This is a genomic window from Flavobacterium sp. PLA-1-15, from assembly GCF_049060005.1.
Taxonomy (GTDB): Bacteria; Bacteroidota; Bacteroidia; order Flavobacteriales; family Flavobacteriaceae; genus Flavobacterium.
This window is the reverse complement of record NZ_JBMGQS010000045.1, coordinates 1-20166: the sequence shown is the minus strand read 5'-3', so window position 1 is coordinate 20166 and position 20166 is coordinate 1. Positions and strand designations below refer to the sequence as shown.

The 20166-nt window shown below is 37.8% G+C and carries 15 protein-coding genes, 1 pseudogene and 1 riboswitch; of the genes and pseudogenes, 8 read left to right on the top strand and 8 right to left on the bottom strand.

Going from position 1 to position 20166, the window contains the following annotated elements; all coding sequences use genetic code 11:
• Positions 1–665, bottom strand: a pseudogene (locus ACI6PS_RS15765) (3-deoxy-7-phosphoheptulonate synthase); the annotation flags it as partial.
• A gap of 287 nt (positions 666–952) precedes the next feature.
• Between ACI6PS_RS15765 and gldA the strand changes: the two are divergent.
• The 3 genes from gldA to ACI6PS_RS15750 all read left to right on the top strand — a co-directional run bounded on the left by gldA (position 953) and on the right by ACI6PS_RS15750 (position 3758).
• Positions 953–1849 carry a gliding motility-associated ABC transporter ATP-binding subunit GldA gene (gene gldA, locus ACI6PS_RS15760; protein WP_421013534.1) on the top strand — a complete coding sequence of 299 codons (897 nt, stop codon included), beginning with the start codon at positions 953–955 and terminating at the stop codon, positions 1847–1849.
• A 131-nt stretch (positions 1850–1980) separates the two neighbouring features.
• Positions 1981–2460 (top strand): hypothetical protein, encoded by a 480-nt coding sequence (locus ACI6PS_RS15755; protein WP_421013533.1) that lies wholly within the window; start codon positions 1981–1983, stop codon positions 2458–2460.
• A 578-nt stretch (positions 2461–3038) separates the two neighbouring features.
• Positions 3039–3758: a DUF6261 family protein gene (locus tag ACI6PS_RS15750; protein ID WP_421013532.1), complete on the top strand. Its 720-nt coding sequence runs from the start codon at positions 3039–3041 to the stop codon at positions 3756–3758.
• A gap of 154 nt (positions 3759–3912) precedes the next feature.
• Here the strand turns inward: ACI6PS_RS15750 and metF are convergent, their stop codons facing one another.
• The 4 genes from metF to ACI6PS_RS15730 form a co-directional block, all read right to left on the bottom strand.
• Positions 3913–4869 carry a methylenetetrahydrofolate reductase [NAD(P)H] gene (metF, locus tag ACI6PS_RS15745; protein ID WP_421013531.1) on the bottom strand — a complete coding sequence of 319 codons (957 nt, stop codon included), beginning with the start codon at positions 4867–4869 and terminating at the stop codon, positions 3913–3915.
• Between the two features lie 75 nt (positions 4870–4944).
• Positions 4945–7623 carry a methionine synthase gene (gene metH / locus ACI6PS_RS15740; protein WP_421013530.1) on the bottom strand — a complete coding sequence of 893 codons (2679 nt, stop codon included), beginning with the start codon at positions 7621–7623 and terminating at the stop codon, positions 4945–4947.
• A gap of 111 nt (positions 7624–7734) precedes the next feature.
• Positions 7735–8727 (bottom strand): homocysteine S-methyltransferase family protein, encoded by a 993-nt coding sequence (locus ACI6PS_RS15735; protein ID WP_421013529.1) that lies wholly within the window; start codon positions 8725–8727, stop codon positions 7735–7737.
• A 315-nt stretch (positions 8728–9042) separates the two neighbouring features.
• Positions 9043–9145: riboswitch (SAM riboswitch) on the bottom strand.
• 95 nt (positions 9146–9240) lie between these two features.
• Positions 9241–9699: a hypothetical protein gene (locus tag ACI6PS_RS15730; RefSeq protein ID WP_421013528.1), complete on the bottom strand. Its 459-nt coding sequence runs from the start codon at positions 9697–9699 to the stop codon at positions 9241–9243.
• Positions 9700–10475: 776 nt separating this feature from the next.
• Here ACI6PS_RS15730 and metK point away from each other — a divergent pair.
• Complete coding sequence (gene metK, locus ACI6PS_RS15725) at positions 10476–11726, top strand: methionine adenosyltransferase (RefSeq protein WP_421013527.1); 1251 nt, start codon at positions 10476–10478, stop codon at positions 11724–11726.
• Positions 11727–11841: 115 nt separating this feature from the next.
• On the opposite strand, the gene ACI6PS_RS15720 is transcribed toward metK, so the two are convergent.
• A complete protein-coding gene (locus tag ACI6PS_RS15720) occupies positions 11842–14529 on the bottom strand; it encodes a carboxypeptidase regulatory-like domain-containing protein (RefSeq protein ID WP_421013526.1) in 2688 nt (895 codons plus the stop codon).
• A 22-nt stretch (positions 14530–14551) separates the two neighbouring features.
• On the bottom strand, positions 14552–15397 hold the full coding sequence (locus ACI6PS_RS15715) for a GLPGLI family protein (RefSeq protein ID WP_421013525.1): 846 nt from the start codon (positions 15395–15397) through the stop codon (positions 14552–14554).
• A gap of 211 nt (positions 15398–15608) precedes the next feature.
• Here ACI6PS_RS15715 and ACI6PS_RS15710 point away from each other — a divergent pair, with 211 nt between their 5' ends.
• Together ACI6PS_RS15710 and ACI6PS_RS15705 are read left to right on the top strand one after the other, a co-directional pair.
• A complete protein-coding gene (locus ACI6PS_RS15710; protein WP_421013524.1) occupies positions 15609–17231 on the top strand; it encodes a sensor histidine kinase in 1623 nt (540 codons plus the stop codon).
• A complete protein-coding gene (locus ACI6PS_RS15705; RefSeq protein WP_421013523.1) occupies positions 17224–17904 on the top strand; it encodes a response regulator transcription factor in 681 nt (226 codons plus the stop codon). The genes ACI6PS_RS15710 and ACI6PS_RS15705 overlap by 8 nt, the downstream gene beginning before the upstream one ends.
• Positions 17905–18040: 136 nt before the next feature.
• On the opposite strand, the gene ACI6PS_RS15700 is transcribed toward ACI6PS_RS15705, so the two are convergent.
• Positions 18041–18913 (bottom strand): GLPGLI family protein, encoded by an 873-nt coding sequence (locus tag ACI6PS_RS15700; RefSeq protein ID WP_421013522.1) that lies wholly within the window; start codon positions 18911–18913, stop codon positions 18041–18043.
• A 258-nt stretch (positions 18914–19171) separates the two neighbouring features.
• On the opposite strand from ACI6PS_RS15700, the gene ACI6PS_RS15695 reads away from it, so the two are divergent.
• Together ACI6PS_RS15695 and ACI6PS_RS15690 are read left to right on the top strand one after the other, a co-directional pair.
• Positions 19172–19963 carry a hypothetical protein gene (locus ACI6PS_RS15695; protein ID WP_421013521.1) on the top strand — a complete coding sequence of 264 codons (792 nt, stop codon included), beginning with the start codon at positions 19172–19174 and terminating at the stop codon, positions 19961–19963.
• Positions 19963–20166: deoxynucleoside kinase (locus tag ACI6PS_RS15690; RefSeq protein WP_421013520.1), on the top strand; the 204-nt coding region annotated here is incomplete at its 3' end. The genes ACI6PS_RS15695 and ACI6PS_RS15690, both read left to right, overlap by 1 nt.

The window sequence follows — 20166 nt, the reverse complement described above, 5'->3', positions numbered from 1 at the left end:
TTCAAATCCAAGGCCTGTTGCGAAACTTCCTGAATCATATCGCGTTTTCCGGTAATGTGCGACGGATCGCCAATCAAAGGCAAATCCGGAAAACGGCTCTGCAACTCAATCGCAATCTGCCATTCGGGAATATTGCGGTATTTGGTTTTTTCATACGTCGAAAATCCTCTGTGGATAACGCCCAACTTTTTGATTCCCGCATTATACAAACGCTCCACACCTCCAATCCACAAGGCTAAATCAGGATTCACAGGATTCTTCACCAACACTATCTTATCGGTATTTTGCAAAGCATCGGCAATTTCCTGAACTGCAAAAGGGTTTACTGTTGTTCGAGCACCAATCCACAGCACATCAATATCGTGTTCCAGCGCCAGTTTTACGTGGGTCGCATTGGCCACTTCCGTCGCCATCAGCAGTCCCGTTTCGGCCTTTGCCTTCTGCAACCATTTCAATCCAATGGCACCAACGCCTTCAAAACCACCCGGTCGCGTTCGAGGTTTCCAGATTCCGGCACGGTAAATAATCACATCCGAATCCTTCAATTCGTGCGCTATTTTCAATACCTGCTCTTCTGTTTCTGCACTGCAAGGTCCTGCTATCACTAAGGGATGCGACAATTTCATATCATCCAGCCACGTCCCCATTTCTTTACTATTTTCCATAATCAAATTTACACTGCAAATTTAGGCTATTTTCTTTAGGAGCTCTACTTCTGGCTTCCATTTATCCTTGTTCCTGCTGGAGCCACTCGCTTTGTTCCTGCTTTAAAGGCAGGAACAAGAGCTCAAACAATGGCACCATCAGGGCTAAAGGACTACAAAAGGCTCCTTTTAATCGCTAGTCCGCCAAACTGTACGCAAATTCCAAACTCTAAATTCAGAATTCTAATTTCTAAATTCATAACTCATAATTCATAATTGATTATTACTTTTGTTTCAAATCCAATACTATGTCGATAGAAGTCAATAATATCTCCAAAAGCTATGGTGCTCAAAAGGCACTGGACAGTATTTCCTTTTCTGTAAAAAAAGGCGAAATCGTAGGTTTTCTTGGTCCGAATGGTGCCGGAAAATCCACTTTGATGAAGATTCTGACCACGTATATCAACGCCGATTCGGGCACGGCAACCGTAAACGGAAACGATGTGAATGCCAAACCTAAAGCCGTTCAGCAATCTGTTGGGTATTTGCCGGAGCATAATCCGTTGTATCTGGATTTGTATGTAAAGGAATATTTGGCTTTTAATGCCGATGTATATAAGGTAGCGAAATCCCGCATTGAAGAGGTCGTAGCCTTGACCGGATTGACACCCGAAAGCCACAAGAAAATCGGGCAACTTTCTAAAGGATACCGCCAGCGTGTAGGTTTAGCGAATGCTTTGCTACACAATCCTGATGTGCTGATTTTGGACGAACCTACAACGGGTCTCGACCCGAACCAATTGGTAGAAATCCGTCAGTTGATTAAGAATGTGGGCAAGGACAAGACGGTTTTTCTTTCGACGCATATTATGCAGGAAGTAGAAGCAATTTGCGACCGCGTAATCATCATCAACCAAGGGAAAATCGTGACCGACAAGAAGCTGGACAACCTGATGACCGAGAAGGAACAGGTCTTGGAAGTAGAATTTGACTTTAAGGTAGAAGAGCAACTGATTGCACAGATTCCGAATTTGGTTTCCTATAAAAATATCCACGACATGACCTGGGAACTGGTTTTTGTGGCCGAAGGCGATATGCGTCCGGCGGTTTTTGACTTTGCAAACACCAATGGTTTGAGGACTTTACAGCTCAACCAAAAAAATAAAAACCTAGAGGCGGTGTTTAGGGAAATGACGAAGAAATAGTTTCTCTCTACATTTTTTTGCCACAGATTACCCCCTCAGTCCTACCTTGTTTATTAATGGTAAACAAATAGATTTTAAATTTTTAGCATTTAAAGAAGCTTCCTCAATGCCAAAATTAAAATGAAGGAAATATGAATATTGAACTATTAATAAATTTAAGAGATAATCCTTTAGAGTATGGATCAGAAGAAAATTTCAGAAATGAAGGCATTCCAATTTCTGAAATAGTCCAACTTGAGCAAACTTGGAATAATGGCAATTTGTTTCCTATTGCATTAAGGGAATTGCTATACCTAGGAGGTAAATTTTGTTATGTTTTGGATACAGGATGGTATGACACCCAGCAAGAAATGCAAGATGCCGCCCGTGAGTGGCTAACAGAAAACAGCAGAACTATTAGTCGTCCCTTTTATGTGATAGATATTTATAATGCTGGAGAGCAGTTTTTGATGATTTACTTAGACGAAGGAGATAATCCTAATGTTTATAATGTTTACTTACCCAATTGGAGAGATGATCAAATATCCTGGTTAAGCAGTACAGGTATGACATTGAAAGACTTTATAAATTTTAGAATCAACAAAGTAATTAAAGGTTTTAATCCATTTTAAAATCGCTAATATTTTTGTGAGTAGCTGTATTTTAGTACTATGAATAACTTAGTAAATTTAAATCAATAGTCCTACATTAGGGATTTCACAGATTTAAAATGCTGTGGAATCCGTGTAATTTTGTTTTATACTAGTCCGTATTTTTATTATTTCTTTAAATAGAAATCTTCAAAAAAGTGCTTTTTTTTCAAAAAGTGCCTGTCGCCAAACCCCTTGAGCGGAACCACTTTTCTGGAAGCCATCCAAGGGGTTGGGCGGAGTGCGCCAGACGGATTTGCCTAATCCAACCCCTTGGTTCATGTGCGCCAGACAGATTTAAGCTTTTCAAGTGGTTGGAAGGAGTGCGCCAGACGATTTTTTACTTTCCAAGGCCTTGGTTTGCTTCCCGCAACTGGATTTACTCCAACAAACCCCTTGGATGAACTGCTGATTTCTCAGAAGACACTTACCTGGTACCAAATTCAATCATTTCACAACAATTTTATCATATAGATATATTTTTACACAAAATAATTTTGATTTGTTTTTTTTATTAAAAATACTTTCATAGTTTTGATTCAAACTAAAACAAAAATGTTATGAAACTTTATCCTATCAGCACTTCGCAATTACAATTATTAGAATCTGGACAATTCATCAACCGAGTGATTACCGATTTTATCAACACTGGAATCGACCCTAAGAAAGACGGTGAATTCGAATCAATTTTTAGTGAATTACAAGGCCAATCTCCCGTCTACAATGATGCTTTAATGCAGGTGAAGGCAAAAGCCGAAACGGAGACCATCCTTAAGCTTGACGTTATCCGTGATCAGAAGATTTCAACTGTTCGCCGTGCCGTGAGCGTGTTTGAATACACCGACGATGCCGCTCAGAGAATGGCCTATCAGGAATTGAGATCTATCTTAAAAAAATACAGCGCGATTGATAAAGCCAACTACGAAGCCGAAAGTTTGGGAGTTGACAAGCTTGTAAAGGAATTGAAAGAAGCAAAATTTGATGCCATGAATCTTTTGGGTTTGGAATTTCATATTTTGAATCTTGAAAAAGCCAATTTCAATTTCAAGAAAATGTTTGACAGCCGCTCTTCTAATGTTATTTCTACCGAAACATTTGACACTAAATCTTTACGAAATTCAATATTCGCTACTTATAAGGACCTTGCAGAATATGTTTTGTTGATGGCCAAACGCAAGAAAACACCGTTCTTCATAGAAACCTTGAAGGCGATAAACTATGGCCGTGAGTACTACGCCGATATATTGGCGAAACGTGCGGCCACAGGTACAGCTCAATAGTTCCCATAGCTATTGGATTTAAATTGAGAGAAAACCCTTCCGGAAGCAATTCTAGAGGGGTTTTTGAATTTTATATAAATGTAAAAACCCTTCAAGAAGAACTCTAGAAGGGTTTTTGAGTAAAAGAATTAGGGGTAATTAAAATACTTATCGTTTAAAAGACTGCCTTGGCAATGGTCTTTATATTTTCTGCTTTTCCCATAGAGTAGTAATGCAAAACAGGTATTCCGGCTTGCTTTAATTCCTTGCTCTGGTTGATGCACCACTCTATTCCTATTTGTTTTATTGCTTCGGGGCTGTTTGCACGAACGACTTCCATAATTAATTCATCTGGTAAATCGACTTTGAACCTGTGCGGGATCAAATTTAACTGTTTTTTTGATGCAATTGGCTTTAAACCAGGAATAATTGGCACTAAAATTCCTTCTTTCCTGCATTTACTGACGAAATCGAAGTATTTTTTATTGTCAAAAAACATCTGGGTGATGATATAAGTGGCTCCATTTTTAATTTTTTGCTTCAAAAAATGAATGTCGCTGTCCATGCTCGGTGCTTCCATGTGCTTTTCTGGATAGCCCGCCACCCCGATGCAGAAATCAGTGCAGGAAGAATTTTGTAAATCTTCGTCCAGATAAATTCCTTTGTTCAGGTTACTGATTTGTGTCACCAATTCGCTTGCATATTGATTTCCATCGCGTTCGGGCTTGAAATAGGTTTCGCTTTTCACGGCATCGCCACGAAGAGCCACCACATTTTCAATGCCCAGAAAGTCCATATCAATCAGGAAATTCTCGGTATCTTCCTTAGAAAACCCTCCACAAAGAATGTGCGGAATGGCATCCACTTCATATTTATTCTGAATGGCGGCACAAATACCAACCGTTCCCGGACGTTTCTTCACGATCTTCTTTTGCAACAATCCGTTTGGCAATTCCTTGTATTCATATTCCTCACGATGGTAGGTCACGTCTATAAACGGCGGATTGAATTCCATCAAAGGATCAATACTGTCAAAAATAGATTGAATATTCTGCCCTTTCAAAGGCGGTAAAATCTCAAAGGAAAATAATGATTTCCCGTTGGCATTTTCTATGTGTTCTGTTACTTTCATTTTTTTGTTGTCAGTTATCTGTTGTCGGTTATCCGTTTTCAACCTAACTGAAAACCGACAACCGACAACTCTTCATTAATCTGCTATATTAGGATTAAGCCATTTCATTGCCTTTTCGGTAGAAATTCCTCTACGTTTGGCATAATCGATTACTTGATCTTCTTTTATTTTTCCGAGTCCGAAATATTTGCTTGCAGGATTTGCAAAATAATATCCCGAAACCGATGAAGCGGGCCACATCGCCATGCTTTCGGTCAGGGTCACTCCTATTTCTTCTTCTACATTCAATAATTTCCAGATGGTTGGTTTCTCCAAATGATCGGGACAAGCTGGATAGCCAGGTGCCGGACGGATTCCTTTGTATTCTTCCTTAATCAATTCTTGATTGCTCAAGCTTTCATCAGAAGCATAGCCCCAGATTTCCTTTCTCACTCTCAAGTGCAGGTATTCGGCAAAAGCTTCTGCAAAACGATCGGCCAAGGCCTTTACCATAATCGAATTATAATCGTCAAGATCCTTCTCGAATGCCGCCGCCTTTTCATCCACACCAAAACCTGTTGTCACACAGAAACACCCGATATAATCTTGCTTTCCGGTTTCTTTTGGAGCAATAAAATCGGCAAGCGCAATGTTTGGAGCTCCGGCAGTTTTCAGGGATTGCTGGCGGAGGGTTAGAAAGGTTATCGGTTGTCCGTTATCGGTTATCAGTTCTATGTCGTCGGAATTATTTATCGTATTAGCAGGAAAAATTCCGATGATTCCTTTTGCATCGATCCATTTTTCTTCAACAATCTGTTGCAGCATTTTCTGAGCATCGCTGAAAAGATTGGTCGCTTGAGTACCCACAATTTCGTCCTCCAGAATAGCTGGATATTTCCCAAAAAGTTGCCAAGAATTAAAGAAAGGTGTCCAATCTATAAATTCCACCAATTCCTGAAGATTTACTTCGACCACTTTTTTTCCGATGAAATTGGGTTTCGCGGGCGTAAAATTATTCCAATCGAGTTGCAATTTATTCTTTCTGGCATTCTCAATAGTATGGTAGTTTTTATCACGGCTTCGGTTCAAGTAGCCGTCTCGCAATTTATCATATTCCTCACGGATCGCTTTTACATATCCCTCCTTGGTTTCCGCTTGAAGCAAATTGCTCGCCACCGTCACCGCTCGCGACGCATCGTTTACATGCACAACCGTTTCCTTATATTCCGGTGCGATTTTCACGGCTGTATGTGCTCGAGAAGTAGTGGCTCCTCCAATCATAATCGGAATTTGAATGTTGAGCTTGTCCATTTCCTTTGCCAGATATACCATTTCATCGAGTGATGGCGTGATCAATCCGCTCAATCCGATGATGTCTACATTTTCGCGGATGGCAGTTTCGATGATCTTTTCGGGTGGCACCATTACACCCAAATCGATAATTTCGAAATTGTTGCATCCCAAAACCACCGCCACAATATTCTTTCCGATATCGTGTACGTCGCCTTTGACGGTTGCCATCAGGACTTTTCCAGCCGAAGAAGATTTTCCGTCTTTTTGTGCTTCGATGAAAGGAAGCAAATAGGCTACCGCTTTTTTCATCACACGCGCCGACTTTACCACCTGTGGCAAAAACATCTTTCCGCTTCCGAATAAATCACCCACGACATTCATTCCTGTCATCAGGTTCACCTCGATTACTTCTATCGCTTTCGCTGAATTTACGCGGGCTTCCTCAACATCAATTTCTATAAACTCATCGATTCCTTTTACTAATGAATGCGTCAATCGGTCTTGAACTGAGCCGTTTCTCCATTCTTGAATAGTCTTTTCATTGGTTTTTGTTTCGCCTTTAAAGGTTTCGGCCAAATCCAAAAGGCGTTCTGTGGCATCATCTCTCCTATCAAGAAGCACGTCTTCTACGTGTTCCAAAAGGTTTTTATCGATCTCATCGTAAATCTCCAGCATCTCTGGATTTACGATTCCCATTGTCATCCCGTTTTTGATGGCATGGTATAGAAAAGCCGAATGCATCGCTTCGCGCACCTTGTCGTTTCCTCTAAACGAAAACGAAACATTGCTCACTCCTCCCGAAATATTGGCATAAGGCAGGTTTTCACGTATCCATTTTGTAGCCCTGAAAAAATCCATCGCATTCTGGCGGTGCTCTTCCATTCCTGTTGCCACTGGGAAAATATTAGGATCGAAAATAATATCCTGTGCAGGGAATTTTACTACATCTACCAAAATATCATAACTCCTTTTGCATATTTCAATACGCCTTTCGTAGCTATCGGCCTGTCCTTCTTCATCAAAAGCCATTACGATTACCGCCGCACCGTATCTTTTAATCAACTTCGCGTGGTGGATAAAAGTTGCTTCTCCTTCCTTTAAGGAAATTGAGTTTACGACTCCCTTTCCTTGCACGACTTTCAATCCGGCTTCAATGATTTCCCATTTCGAACTGTCGATCATAATAGGAACACGCGCGATATCGGGTTCGGCCGCAATCAGGTTCAGAAATTTGGTCATGGCATAAACGCCGTCCAACATTCCTTCGTCCATGTTGATGTCGATGATTTGGGCACCACCTTCTACTTGCTCTCTTGCTACCGAAAGTGCTTCGTTGTATTTCTCTTCCTTTATCAATCGGAGGAATTTTCGTGAACCTGTAACGTTCGTTCGTTCGCCAACATTCACGAAGATCGACTCCTCTGTGATAAGAATTGGCTCCAGCCCTGATAATTGAAGATTTATTTTGTTTGTTCTTGACATTTATATTTTATTTTGCCATTAAGGCACAGAGACGCTAAATTTTTTAAACCATTAAGAAATCAAGGTTCATTAAGGCTCTTTTTTAGCCACCAATTTCTCTAATTACACAAATCAATTCGTGGAAATTTGCGTAATTCGTGGCTTAAATTGAGCCGCAACTTCTGCGATTAACTTTATGTGTTCGGGTGTTGTACCACAACAGCCTCCTATTATATTGATTAGATTGTCCTGTAAATATTCCTTTATCAGTACTTGCATTTCCTCAGGTGTTTGATCATATTGACCGAAAGCGTTTGGCAAACCTGCATTTGGATGTGCAGAAATATTTAGTTGTGTGTTGTGTGCCAATCTTTTCAAATAAGGCTTTAACTGATCGGCTCCGAGCGCACAATTGAAACCGACACTTAATAAATCTATATGTTGGATTGAAATTAAAAATGCTTCTACAGTTTGTCCAGAAAGTGTTCGTCCTGAAGCATCGGTGATAGTTCCTGAAACCATAACGGGAATGTCCAGATTTCGTTCTTCCTTTACTTCTTCAATGGCAAAAAGCGCCGCTTTTGCATTCAAGGTATCGAAAATTGTTTCTACCAATAAGACATCGCTACCGCCGTCGATTAAGGCCTCTACTTGTTGCTTGTAGGCAATCCGTAAATCGTCGAAGGTTACGGCACGAAATCCTGGATCGTTTACATCCGGAGACATCGAAGCGGTTCTGTTTGTTGGTCCAATGGAACCGGCTACGAAACGTGGCTTGTCAGTAAATTCATCGGCCACTTGACGAGCGATTTTTGCGGATTCGTAATTGAGTTCGTACACCAAATCTTCGAGGTGATAATCGGCCATACCGATTGTGGTTCCAGAGAAGGTATTGGTTTCTACTATATCGGCACCGGCTTGAAAATATAAACGGTGGACTTCTTTTACGGCTTCGGGTTGTGTGATGGAAAGCAAATCGTTGTTTCCTTTCAAAGGATGTGGAAAGTTCTTAAAGCGTTCACCTCGGAAATCTTCTTCCGAGAAATTGTAACGTTGCAGCATTGTTCCCATTGCGCCATCGAGCACTAGGATTCTTTCTTGTATTGCTTGTTTTATTTTTGACATATATTTTCTTTAAACACTAAGCTCACTAAGTTTTTTCGCGAGGTTCACAAAACCAATTCATTCTCGCAAAGACGCAAAGGCGCCAAGATTATTTTGCAAAAATGGATTTTTCAATAGCCCCGATTACCTCACATTACTCTTATTCACATAAGAGTTCGGTGAACACTACGTGTTTGTAGTGGAAATCATTTTTATTTTTTCTTTAAAAATAAAAATGATTGCAACGGAAAGCGGGAACATGGATTGCTGAAATGCGCAAGCCGTTCGCTTCTAAAAAATATTATATGTATCAAGGAAAGTTGAGGGAATTTCTCCGAGTTATCTGTTTCGCCGTGACGAATAGAATGTAGCACCTTCTACGAGAGTAGGGTTGCTAAGGCTTCACTGGGTCTAATCCCTCCACCTTTCGTGATAACAATCAATATGTTTATGAACAGTGCAAAGTAATGCAATAGATTTGGGATTTGCAACTGGTTTTAAAAAAATAAACCTACAACGTTGTAGGTTTGAGGTTTAGGCGATTTGGCGTTTTTGAGCCACATAAAGCGTAGCGATTTGAAGTATCTGATTTATCAGATTTTCTGGTGTAACTTCGGGCTCCTGAAGGGTGCTGTTGCTATTAACGGAAAGAATATCGAAATTATTTTGAAGGAGCAAATCGTATGAATTTATTATTTCTGCACTTGTTGTGGCATCAATGGCAATGAGGTTTTCGAGCTCTGCTTCTTTTGCATAATCTATGAGATTTTGGATGGTGAAGGGTGCCGGAGACTTTGTAAAATCAGCATCCCATCTATTTTTTTGGCCTTCTCTTTCGAAAAAAGCAAGGGTAGAATTTGTTATTATGGCAAAAACGAGTTCGATATTTTTTTCTTGGAGCAGGCTTTTTTGCTGCTGGATGACTTGATTGATTAAGGCACTTCCAACGTTTCCGATTCCGAAGAGTATGAGGTTTATTTTGATAGCTGACATGATTTTATTTTTTTTAGAATTTGGGATTACGTTTTAAAAAACTGCCTCTGACCAATGTCAAAAGCCAAAGACAGTTTCTAACAAACAAACAAAAAACAACTTTTATTTTTGGCGAACTTTAGTTACAGGTCATAAAAAAAGCCCTTTCGGATGGCTAACCAAAAGGGCTTATAGTTGAACTATAACAAAGAACAGGTCTTTCACTTTTGGCAATAGCGGTGCGGAATGCGGTGCATCCAAGCTGTATAACAACAAAAATATGTATGTGTTGATTGATTCATTTTGTTATTTATTGTTATTATTTTTATTATTTGAAATTGGGTAAAAAAAAACCTCTGCGATGTGCAGAGGTTTGATTGGTATATTTTAAAAATTTAAAATTATGCAATGCTGTCCTCTGCGGAAACTTTCCACATAAAATGACGACAGATGCAAATTGATAAATTCATTTTTCTTATTTTTTAATGAAGCAAACTTCTGAACTATTTTTGGATTGACCAAACGATAATTGAAAATTTAACATTTTGTTTTTTTTGCAATGCTGTTTAAATACTTCGTATTTAGCTTTTAAATATGAGTTACCGGAAAAACACAATTTTTCAAAAAAAGGTTAAGATTAATTTTCAATTCAAAATGGTTTCATACATTTGCAGTCGAAAATCAAGAGGAAAAATTTGAACTGATTGCAACCTCATAAAAAAATGCTAAAGCAGAACTACTCTCCTTTAGTTTTTCCTGCAATTATTTTTTCTTCTGCTTAAATTAAAACTATAATTATGGCTTATTTATTTACGTCAGAATCTGTTAGCGAAGGACATCCTGATAAAATTGCAGATCAAATTTCAGATGCATTAATTGATAATTTCTTGGCATTTGATGCCGATTCTAAAGTTGCCTGCGAAACTTTGGTGACAACTGGACAAGTAATTTTGGCTGGTGAAGTAAAATCGAACACTTATCTTGATGTTCAAAATATCGCAAGAGAAGTTATTAGAAAAATTGGCTACACGAAAAGCGAATACATGTTTGAAGCAAATTCATGTGGAATCCTTTCGGCTATTCACGAGCAATCTGCAGATATCAACCAAGGAGTTGACCGTGCAAGCAAAGAAGAGCAAGGAGCTGGTGACCAAGGAATGATGTTTGGTTATGCAACAAACGAAACAGAAAACTATATGCCTTTGGCTTTAGATTTATCACACGCTTTGTTGATTGAATTGGCTAATTTGAGAAGAGAAAATGCTGAAATCACGTACTTACGTCCTGATGCAAAATCGCAAGTTACCCTTGAATATTCTGATGATAACAAACCACAACGAATTGATGCTATTGTAATTTCTACACAGCACGATGATTTTGATGAAGAAGCTGCGATGTTGGCAAAAATCAAATCGGATTTGGTTTCGATCTTGATTCCTAGAGTGAAGGCAAAATATCCTCAATATGCACATTTGTTTAATGATGATATTACGTATCACATCAACCCAACAGGGAAATTCGTAATTGGAGGACCTCATGGAGATACTGGTTTGACAGGAAGAAAAATCATCGTGGATACATACGGAGGAAAAGGTGCTCACGGTGGTGGTGCATTTTCAGGAAAAGACCCAAGTAAAGTGGACCGTTCTGCTGCTTATGCTACACGTCATATTGCTAAAAACTTGGTTGCTGCTGGATTGTGCGACGAGGTTTTGGTTCAGGTTTCGTATGCGATTGGTGTTGCAAAACCAACTTCTATCAACGTAGTTACTTATGGAACTTCTAAAGTAAATTTGACAGATGGTGAAATCAGTAAAGTAGTGGAAAACGTATTTGACATGCGTCCATACTTCATCGAACAAAGATTGAAATTAAGAAACCCTATCTACAGCGAAACGGCTGCTTACGGACACATGGGAAGAAAACCAGAAACGGTTACTAAGACTTTCTCTGCTCCAGGCGGACTTACAAAAACGGTTGAAGTGGAATTGTTTACTTGGGAGAAATTAGATTTCGTTGATAAAGTGAAAGCGGCTTTCGGGATATAATTTTAACCACTAAGCTCACTAAGAAATATACAAATCCCGAAGCTTCGGGACACAAAATAAAAATCCCGTTCGCCTTCGTGAACGGGATTTTTTATATCCGAAATTTAAAAAATTACTACAAATTATATTTCAAACTAAAGATAATGTACCTCGGCTGTACTCTATACTGAGAGGTTCTTGTAATCAATTGCGAAAAGCTGTCGTCGTTGATGGAAGTTGTATTCAGTAGGTTTGTTCCTGAAACCTTATATTCCCACTTGCTGTCTTTTTTCTGATAAATCAAACTTGCAGAAAGGAAGTCAAATTTGTTATCGGATGTCCTGTCTTGATTGTAATAATGGTTGTATTCATATTCTGTTACGAATGAAAAACTGTCTAAGAAATAATAATCCAGCTTCGCAAAAGGCTTTTCATTGTAAAAAACACCACCCGTGTAATCATTCACAGTCAACGCATAACCTATCTCTAAATTAGGAAGTTTTTTATAATTGGTAGAAGCCGAAAGCGTATAATTTTGTGTAAAACTTTCCGATACAATTTCGTTTGTGTTTTGTATGTTATTAAACTTCGACCAAGCCAATCTTGCACTTAAAGATGCCTTGTAATAGCGTAGAAACGAACGTCCGTAAAGTCCAAATCCAGAAATACTTTCATCTGCAAAATCAGAATTGAAAGGGGTTGAAATTTGATTTACACCAGTGAAAGTCGCATTGGTTTTTATAGGGTCCATCGTCCTGCTGTAATTTACCGAAGCACTGATGTTCTCAAAATTAAACATATTGTATTTGAAATAACGCAAAGAATGTTGTTGGGCAGTTGCATTTTTAAGATCTGGATCGCCATTGAACAAACTACTATATCCCTGTAGTATATTTCCTTGAACCAATTGATTGATATCTGTAAAGCTATTGGTAAACGAAAAATTATACGTCAGCGATTCTGATTTTTTAATCTGATACAAGGCATAGAAATCCGGCAGGATTCTAAAGAAATCTTGCTTGTATTTTTTTCCTAACTGTTGATTGTTCATCGAATAGGAATGCACACTGAAACCTGGTGTAAAGGTGAATTTACCGGTTAATATTTTATAATGCAATCCAACAAAAGCATCATTAAAATCATAGCGTACACGGTTGGTATTTTCTGGCGCATCAAGATTATTCTGCATTCCGTTATCCAAAATCTGAAAAATATCCGAGTTGAAATTTTGATGTGAATTTGTGTTTCCTAATGTTATATTGATGTTGCTTTTTGGCGTAACCATATAATAATAGTCCAATTTGGCATCGATCTTATTGGTCTTCACAAAACGGCTTTGGTTGTAGTCATTTCGGTTTTGTCCCGAAATATAACCCGTCAATTCAAAAGGCTCACTCTGCAAATTTGCATTATAAAAAGGATCTTCATCCTGATAGAGATGCTGCATTTCTAGAGCCCAAACGTGCTTATCTGTAGGCGTGTAAAAAAAGCTTAAATTTTGGCTAAAAGAAGTTGGGCTTTGGTCTTTTTTCGTAAAAATACTCTCCGTGCTCGAAACATTGCTAACAATCGATTCTCGCAACAAGTCGTTATTTTCATCTTGTTTGGAAAGTTTCCCGAAAACATCATAATCAAATTGAAATTTCGTACTTGGCTTGTAGCTTGAACTTAATTTGAATAATCCTAAATTGCTTTTTTGATGTGAAACGTCTTCACTTCTTTGTTCAGCACCGGTATCTAAAATCGTCGTTTGTGAATTTGTTTCCAAGTCGGTAATGGAAGAAGACAATATTCCAAAACCACTCAACGTCCACGCTTTGGTTACATTATAAGAAAAATTTGTCGCTCCAAAACTCGTCTCAATTTCCTTGGCTCGGTTGTTTCGCATCATCGAAATTCCCAAATCGTTTGACGAGACATTAAACGATGAACCTCCTTTTGCCATCATACTCCTAAAACCGCCACTGAATTTAAAGTAATCCTGAATGGTCAGTGGCAACTCCCCAATATTATTAAAGTTTGTAATAAGATTGATGCTGTATTTTGGGTTGTAATAAAACAGTTTTGGATTCACCAGATACCGTTCTTCTTTATGCCCGACACCAATTCCGGCGGTCATATCTCCAAACCAGAAATTCTTTTTTCCTTCTTTAAGCTTGATGTTCATCGCAATATTATCCTGATTATTTTCGACACCTTTCAAGATTGAGTTTTCGTTATAGTTTCTCAAAACCTGAACCTTGTCGATTGCATCGGCTGGAATATTCTTCACGCCTAATTTTGTATCACCATCAAAAAAGTCCTTGCCTTCCACCATCAGTTTTTGTACTTTCTTACCTTCAACTTCTATTTCACCATCGGCATTTACTTCAATTCCAGGCATCTTTTTCAATACATCTTCCAGCTTTCGTTCGGTTCCTGTGGTAAATGAATCGGCGTTATAGACAATGGTATCTCCTTTTATGGAAACCGGCATTTCATGCACAATCTCAACGCCTTCCAATTCAACGCCTTCTTGAAGAGTAAAGATTTTATTGACATTTTCAGTAGTCGTGACAATTGTTTCTTCTAAAGCTGAATATCCAATATAACTGATTTTAATGGTATAGGAAGTATTTGGCTTCAATGATAATTGGAATTTTCCTTTATCATTTGTTATCGAATAACCGTCCATTCCTTTGGTTGCTTGGTTTACCGCCATAACGTTGGCCATTTCCAAACCTATTCCCTTGGGATCCGAAACATATCCTTCGAACTTGATGTTTTGGGCTTTTGCCGAAATTCCAAATATAAATAGGAGGACGATGATGATGTGTTTTTGCATTTTATAACTGCTGTTTTAAAGTCTATTTTTGAATTTCAATACGAATGGCTCCATTCTCGTCCTTCATTTGCTCCATTTGTTTTTCGATTAGACTCTCATATTCCTTTTTTGTTACTTTTTTTCCTTTTTTTGGTTTTTTGATTTCATTTTTTGTTTTAGGATTCAATACAATCTTTGAACACAAAATGGTAGTGTTATCATAGTTGGCTTCCATAATTAGCCCTGGCAATCCCCAGAATTCTCCAGGACCTTGACTAACTGGAATTTCTGGCGAATACCAAACCGTTGTGATTCTTTCTTTTGGTTCATCCATTATGAAAAAAGTAGTTTTTGACGTTTCTTGTTGCTTCTTGAAATCTTCGTATTGCTTGATGTCTTCCGGAGTAACAGGGTCAACATGAATGGCTTTGTAGCAAGTATAGTTTCCTATTTTCTTGGTTTCATCCTTCAATTGCCATTTCCAATTTTTTAATGAATCGGTTACTAAAAATTCTTTTCCGAAAAAATCTTGCTCTGCAATCTGTTGCTTTTCTTTTACATTTTTATAGGTTTTCTCGCCACCGCCACTACTGCTTGAAAAACTCATCGAAAAACCACTTGTACTTGGTGTTGGAGTTTCCAGCTTTTGCTCTTCATAATAAACAGATTCGCTTTTATTAAAATCCAAGAAGTATTTTTTCTCAAATTGCTTCTTCATACTTTCCATTATCATCTTGTTCATCTCATCATTTATATCCTTGCTCTCAATTTTCATATCCTTGAGATTGGTTTTGGATTCATAAACAGCCATTCCGTGGAATTCTTGGGCAAAAATTTTTGTTGAGCACAATGTTAGGAAAACAATCGATGTAATAATTAATCTGTTCATAGTGTTGATTTTTATGTTTAAAATATTCTGATGTCGCAAATTTGGAACAGGCAGGATGAAAAAAATTTCCATCCTTGCTGTAAAACTAATTCAATGGTTTGTTCCAAAAGTACATTGCAAATAAACGCACTACAATTCTTACTTACCGTTAACCAAAGTTAACGATTGTTAACGGAGCACTTTTTTTATTTTTAGTTATTACTTTTGAAAAATGAAATCCTCAAAATACAAATACATATTATTCTTTATTACTGTAACCATATTGGCCACAATAGGCTTGCAAATATTTTGGAACATCAAAAACTACAAAGAGAACAAAATACAACTCATTAAGGAAGTGCAAACTGCCTTCGATGAAAGTATCGAATACTATTATGTAGAAGATTCTAAAAACAATTTTATGGCTTTTGTTGATAAAGATGACTCTACAGGTAATGATGACTTTTTAGAAAAAATCAAACTTGACACCGTCTTTAAGAAGCATATTTCTAAATTAAAGACGGTGAAAGGTCCTTATCTAAAAAAGGATACTACTTTAAAAAAAGCGGACAGTATCAAAGCCGATTATACAGTTTCTACCAACTTTCAAATGGAAATTTCTTCAACAAGCGATGAGGAATTAGCAAAAACTGGTATAGCACAAAAATTCAAAGATTCGATTAAGAAAAACGTCACTAAAGAACTAGAAAAGAAAGGCATAAAATCGACCGTTGAAATACATGGAAACAGCGATAAAGTTTCGTCCATCAATATCTTCAAAGGAAAAAAAGCCACCGATAGCATCTCCAAACTTACTGATTTGGCCAATAAGATCATCATATCATTGGTACAGGATTCTTTAGTTTTTGAAAAATTAGGAAAAGCATTAGACAAAGAATTGGCACGAAAAAATATTGGTATTGAGTATAGCCTGCAACATTTTAAAGCCGATACCATCTTTGATGAATTTAGAAAAAAAGCTCCTAACCAATTGCCTTTGTCTGCTTTCTCTGGAACCACTTTCTTGCCTAATGATCAAAAATTACAGATTTCCTTTTCTGACCCTACCAGCTTGATTTTAAAGAGAAGTATGACTGAAATCATACTGTCTTTGGCACTTTCACTTTCCATCATTTTTTGTTTGTTGTATCTTTTGAAAACCATCAACAAGCAGAAAAAAATAGATGAAATCAAGAACGACCTGATCAGCAACATTACCCACGAGTTCAAAACACCTATTACAACTATTTCCTCCGCAATTGAAGGAATTAGAAGCTTTAATGACATTGACGACAAAGAAAAAACCGAACGCTACCTCAACATTTCGGGGCAGCAATTGAAGAAACTCGAAATAATGGTGGAAAAATTGCTTGAAACTGCATCGCTTGACACGAACGAATTGGCTTTAAACAAAGAGAGCGTCAACATTGTGGAACTCATTAAATCCAACATCGACAAGCACCAATTGTTTGCACCTGAAAAGCACCTCATCTTCAATTCTAATTTGGAACATCTTGATTGCAAAGTCGATTTGTTTCATTTTGAAAATGTAATTTCCAATCTGATTGATAATGCCTTAAAATATGGCGGAGAAACAGTGTATGTTGGTTTATCAAAAACCGAAAAGAAAACCATCATAACAGTTGAAGACAACGGCACTGGCATTGAAAAAGCACAACGTGAAAAGATTTTCGATAAATTCTACCGTATCCCAAAAGGGAATGTACACGATGTAAAAGGTTTTGGAATCGGCTTGTTCTATTCTAAAAAGATTATCGAAAAACACGGCGGAACGTTAGAACTTTTGCCAAATACAAAATCAACCATCTTTAAAATCAATCTTCCCGATGCCTAATAAAATCAAAATCATTTTAGCCGAAGACGAACCGGCATTGGCCTTAATAATCAAAGAAAGTTTGGAAACCCGAAGCTTTGAAGTAGTGCATTGCAAGGATGGCGAAGAAGCTTTTGAAGCCTTTACCAAACAAAAATCCGACCTCTTGGTTCTGGATGTAATGATGCCTAAAAAGGATGGCTTTTCGGTTGCAAAGGATATTCGGAAAATCGACAAAAAGATTCCGATTATCTTCCTGACAGCTAAATCGCAGACGCAGGATGTAGTGGATGGTTTTAACTTTGGTGGAAATGATTACCTCAAAAAGCCTTTCAGTATGGAGGAACTGATTGTTCGAATCCATTCGCTTTTGGGAAGGATTATTTCTGAAAAAACAGATGAAGATATTTATATTGGCTCTTACCTTTTTAATCTTAACAAGCAAACGCTACAAATTTCGGATACCATTATTTCACTTACGCATCGCGAAGCCGAGCTACTTTATTTCTTAAACGAAAACAAAAATGAAATCCTAGATCGTTCGGTGGTTTTAAAGAAAATATGGGGCGATGATGATTTTTTCAACGGCAGGAGTATGGACGTTTTTATTACCAAATTGCGTAAAAAATTAAGCCTCGACCCCAACATTCATATTCTAAATGTTCGTGGTCAAGGCTATAAAATGATTTATTGATTTCTTATCTTCAAACTTGTCACCTCGACGAAGGAGAGGTCTCATAAAGAAACTCACCAAACCTGATTCACATAATGTGACCTCTCCTTCGTCGAGGTGACAACTATATGTTTCTTTGTATAAATCGTGACACAATTTACCTTCCCATTCGGAAACCTCCAGGTCGATTACCCATCTGTTGAAGTTCTTCCATCTTTTTCAACATCACTTCATCAAATTCCTTCTGTGTAACGACTTTTCCTGTCTTTGGTTCTTTAATTTCTTTTTTGTCTTTGGTATTCATTACGATTTTAGAACATAAGATGACCGTTTTTCCGTCGCTCACTTCCAAAATCAACCCCGGTAATCCCCAGTAATTATCAGGCCCTTGGTTGATTGGAATTTCTGGAGTGTACCAAGCCGTCACTTGAATTTCTTTTGGCGCTTCAAAAGCATCCATAAAATTAGTGCTTTTCTCCGCTTCCTTTTTGTCGTCTTTATTTTCTTCTTTTAGCCTAAAATCTTTAAAACTTGTCTTGCTCACGGGCTTAATTGCAGTTGCCTTATAACACGTGTAACCGCCTATTTGCTTGGTTTCGCTCTCCATTTTCCATTCCAGCTGTGGCAAAGAATCTTTTACAAGAAATTCTTTTCCCATAAATTCCTTGTCAACCGTAAAGGTTTTTTCCTTCACGTTTTTATAGAGTGTGCCACCACCACCTGTAAAGGAATTCATCATTCGAGAATTCATGCCGGTTTGGCTTCCCGGAGCTTCCAACTTTTCTTCTTCTTTGTAAATAGAAGCCGAGCGGTCAAAATTCAAGATAAATGTCTTTTCAAACATTCCTTTCATTCGGTCTTCAATCATCTTTTGCATTTCGGGAGTAATTTCTTTGTTTCTTCCCATCATCGTTTTCATATCGGCATTACTTGTTTTCGACTCGTAAACAGCCATTCCTTGAAAATCCTTCTGTGCCTGTACGTTCGAAATTCCAAATGCAAAAACAGCTAAAGCAATTATTTTTTTCATAATCATTATTTTAGATACGACAAATATGACGAAAGTTCTTTTGCATTGTTACAAATATCTGTTAAATATATAATCTCCTGTGCTTATTTCAGCCACTGATTCACAGATGTAATAGCGTCATTTTTTCACTTTACTTCTACACATAAAATTCAATTAGAAAACCTCTAGTTATCTTTTTAAAGTTAAATCTGTGAATCTGTGGCTATAATTAGCCAACTCTAAGTTTACAGAAAAAATTAAAATTGTACTTTAGCTGATATGAAAAAAATCCTTCTTCTTTTTCTTGTGATACTTTCTACATCGGCATTTGCCCAGGAGCAAAAGCTTTTGGCCAGCCGATATGAAACTGTTGAACTTGTGTTTGATCAATTCGTCGGCATTGATAAATTTGGCTTTCAATATTTTATCAAGAATAATATTTTATTCAAGCAAAAAGACGGTCAGTCGTTAGAATACAAAAATCTTTCATTGGGAAAAATTGCCCGTGTCGATTTGCAGAATCCGTTGAAACTGCTTTTGTTTTACGAAAATTTCAATACCGTTGTAACGCTCGACAATCAGCTGAACGAAACGCAACGGGTAAATTTTTCCGAATTTCCTATCCCTATTATCGCTTCGGCAGTAGGAATTGCTTCCCAAAACCGATTCTGGATCTACAACAGCCTTACCCAGCAATTGGGTCTGTTCGATCCTCAAAAAAATACACTTCAAACATTGGCATCGCCTTTTCAGGAAAATTTGAGCCATTATGATTCGGATTTTAATTATTTCCAATGGATTGATGGCAAAGGCAACTGGAACATCTGTGATGTCTTTGGAAAAGTCACCACCATCGGAAAAGTGGAGGGTTTTGAGCGACTGCAATTTATCGGCGACAGGCAATTGCTGTATTCAAGCGAAGGTCAATTGCACATCGTTGATTTGAAAAACGACAAAAAATACCTGCTGGAAAATGTTGAGAAAAGCTTTGAAAGTTTTTACTACAAAGACCGAATTTTATCTATTTTTACACGACAAGGAATTATCAATCATAAAATCATAATACCGTAATGCACATAGCAGTAGCAGGAAACATAGGCGCAGGAAAAACGACACTTACGCGATTATTGGCGAAACATTTTAAATGGGAACCGCATTTTGAAGATGTGGTTGACAATCCTTACTTGGATGATTTTTACCATCAGATGGAGCGCTGGTCGTTCAACCTTCAGATTTATTTCCTTAATAGCCGTTTCCGCCAGATTTTGCAGATC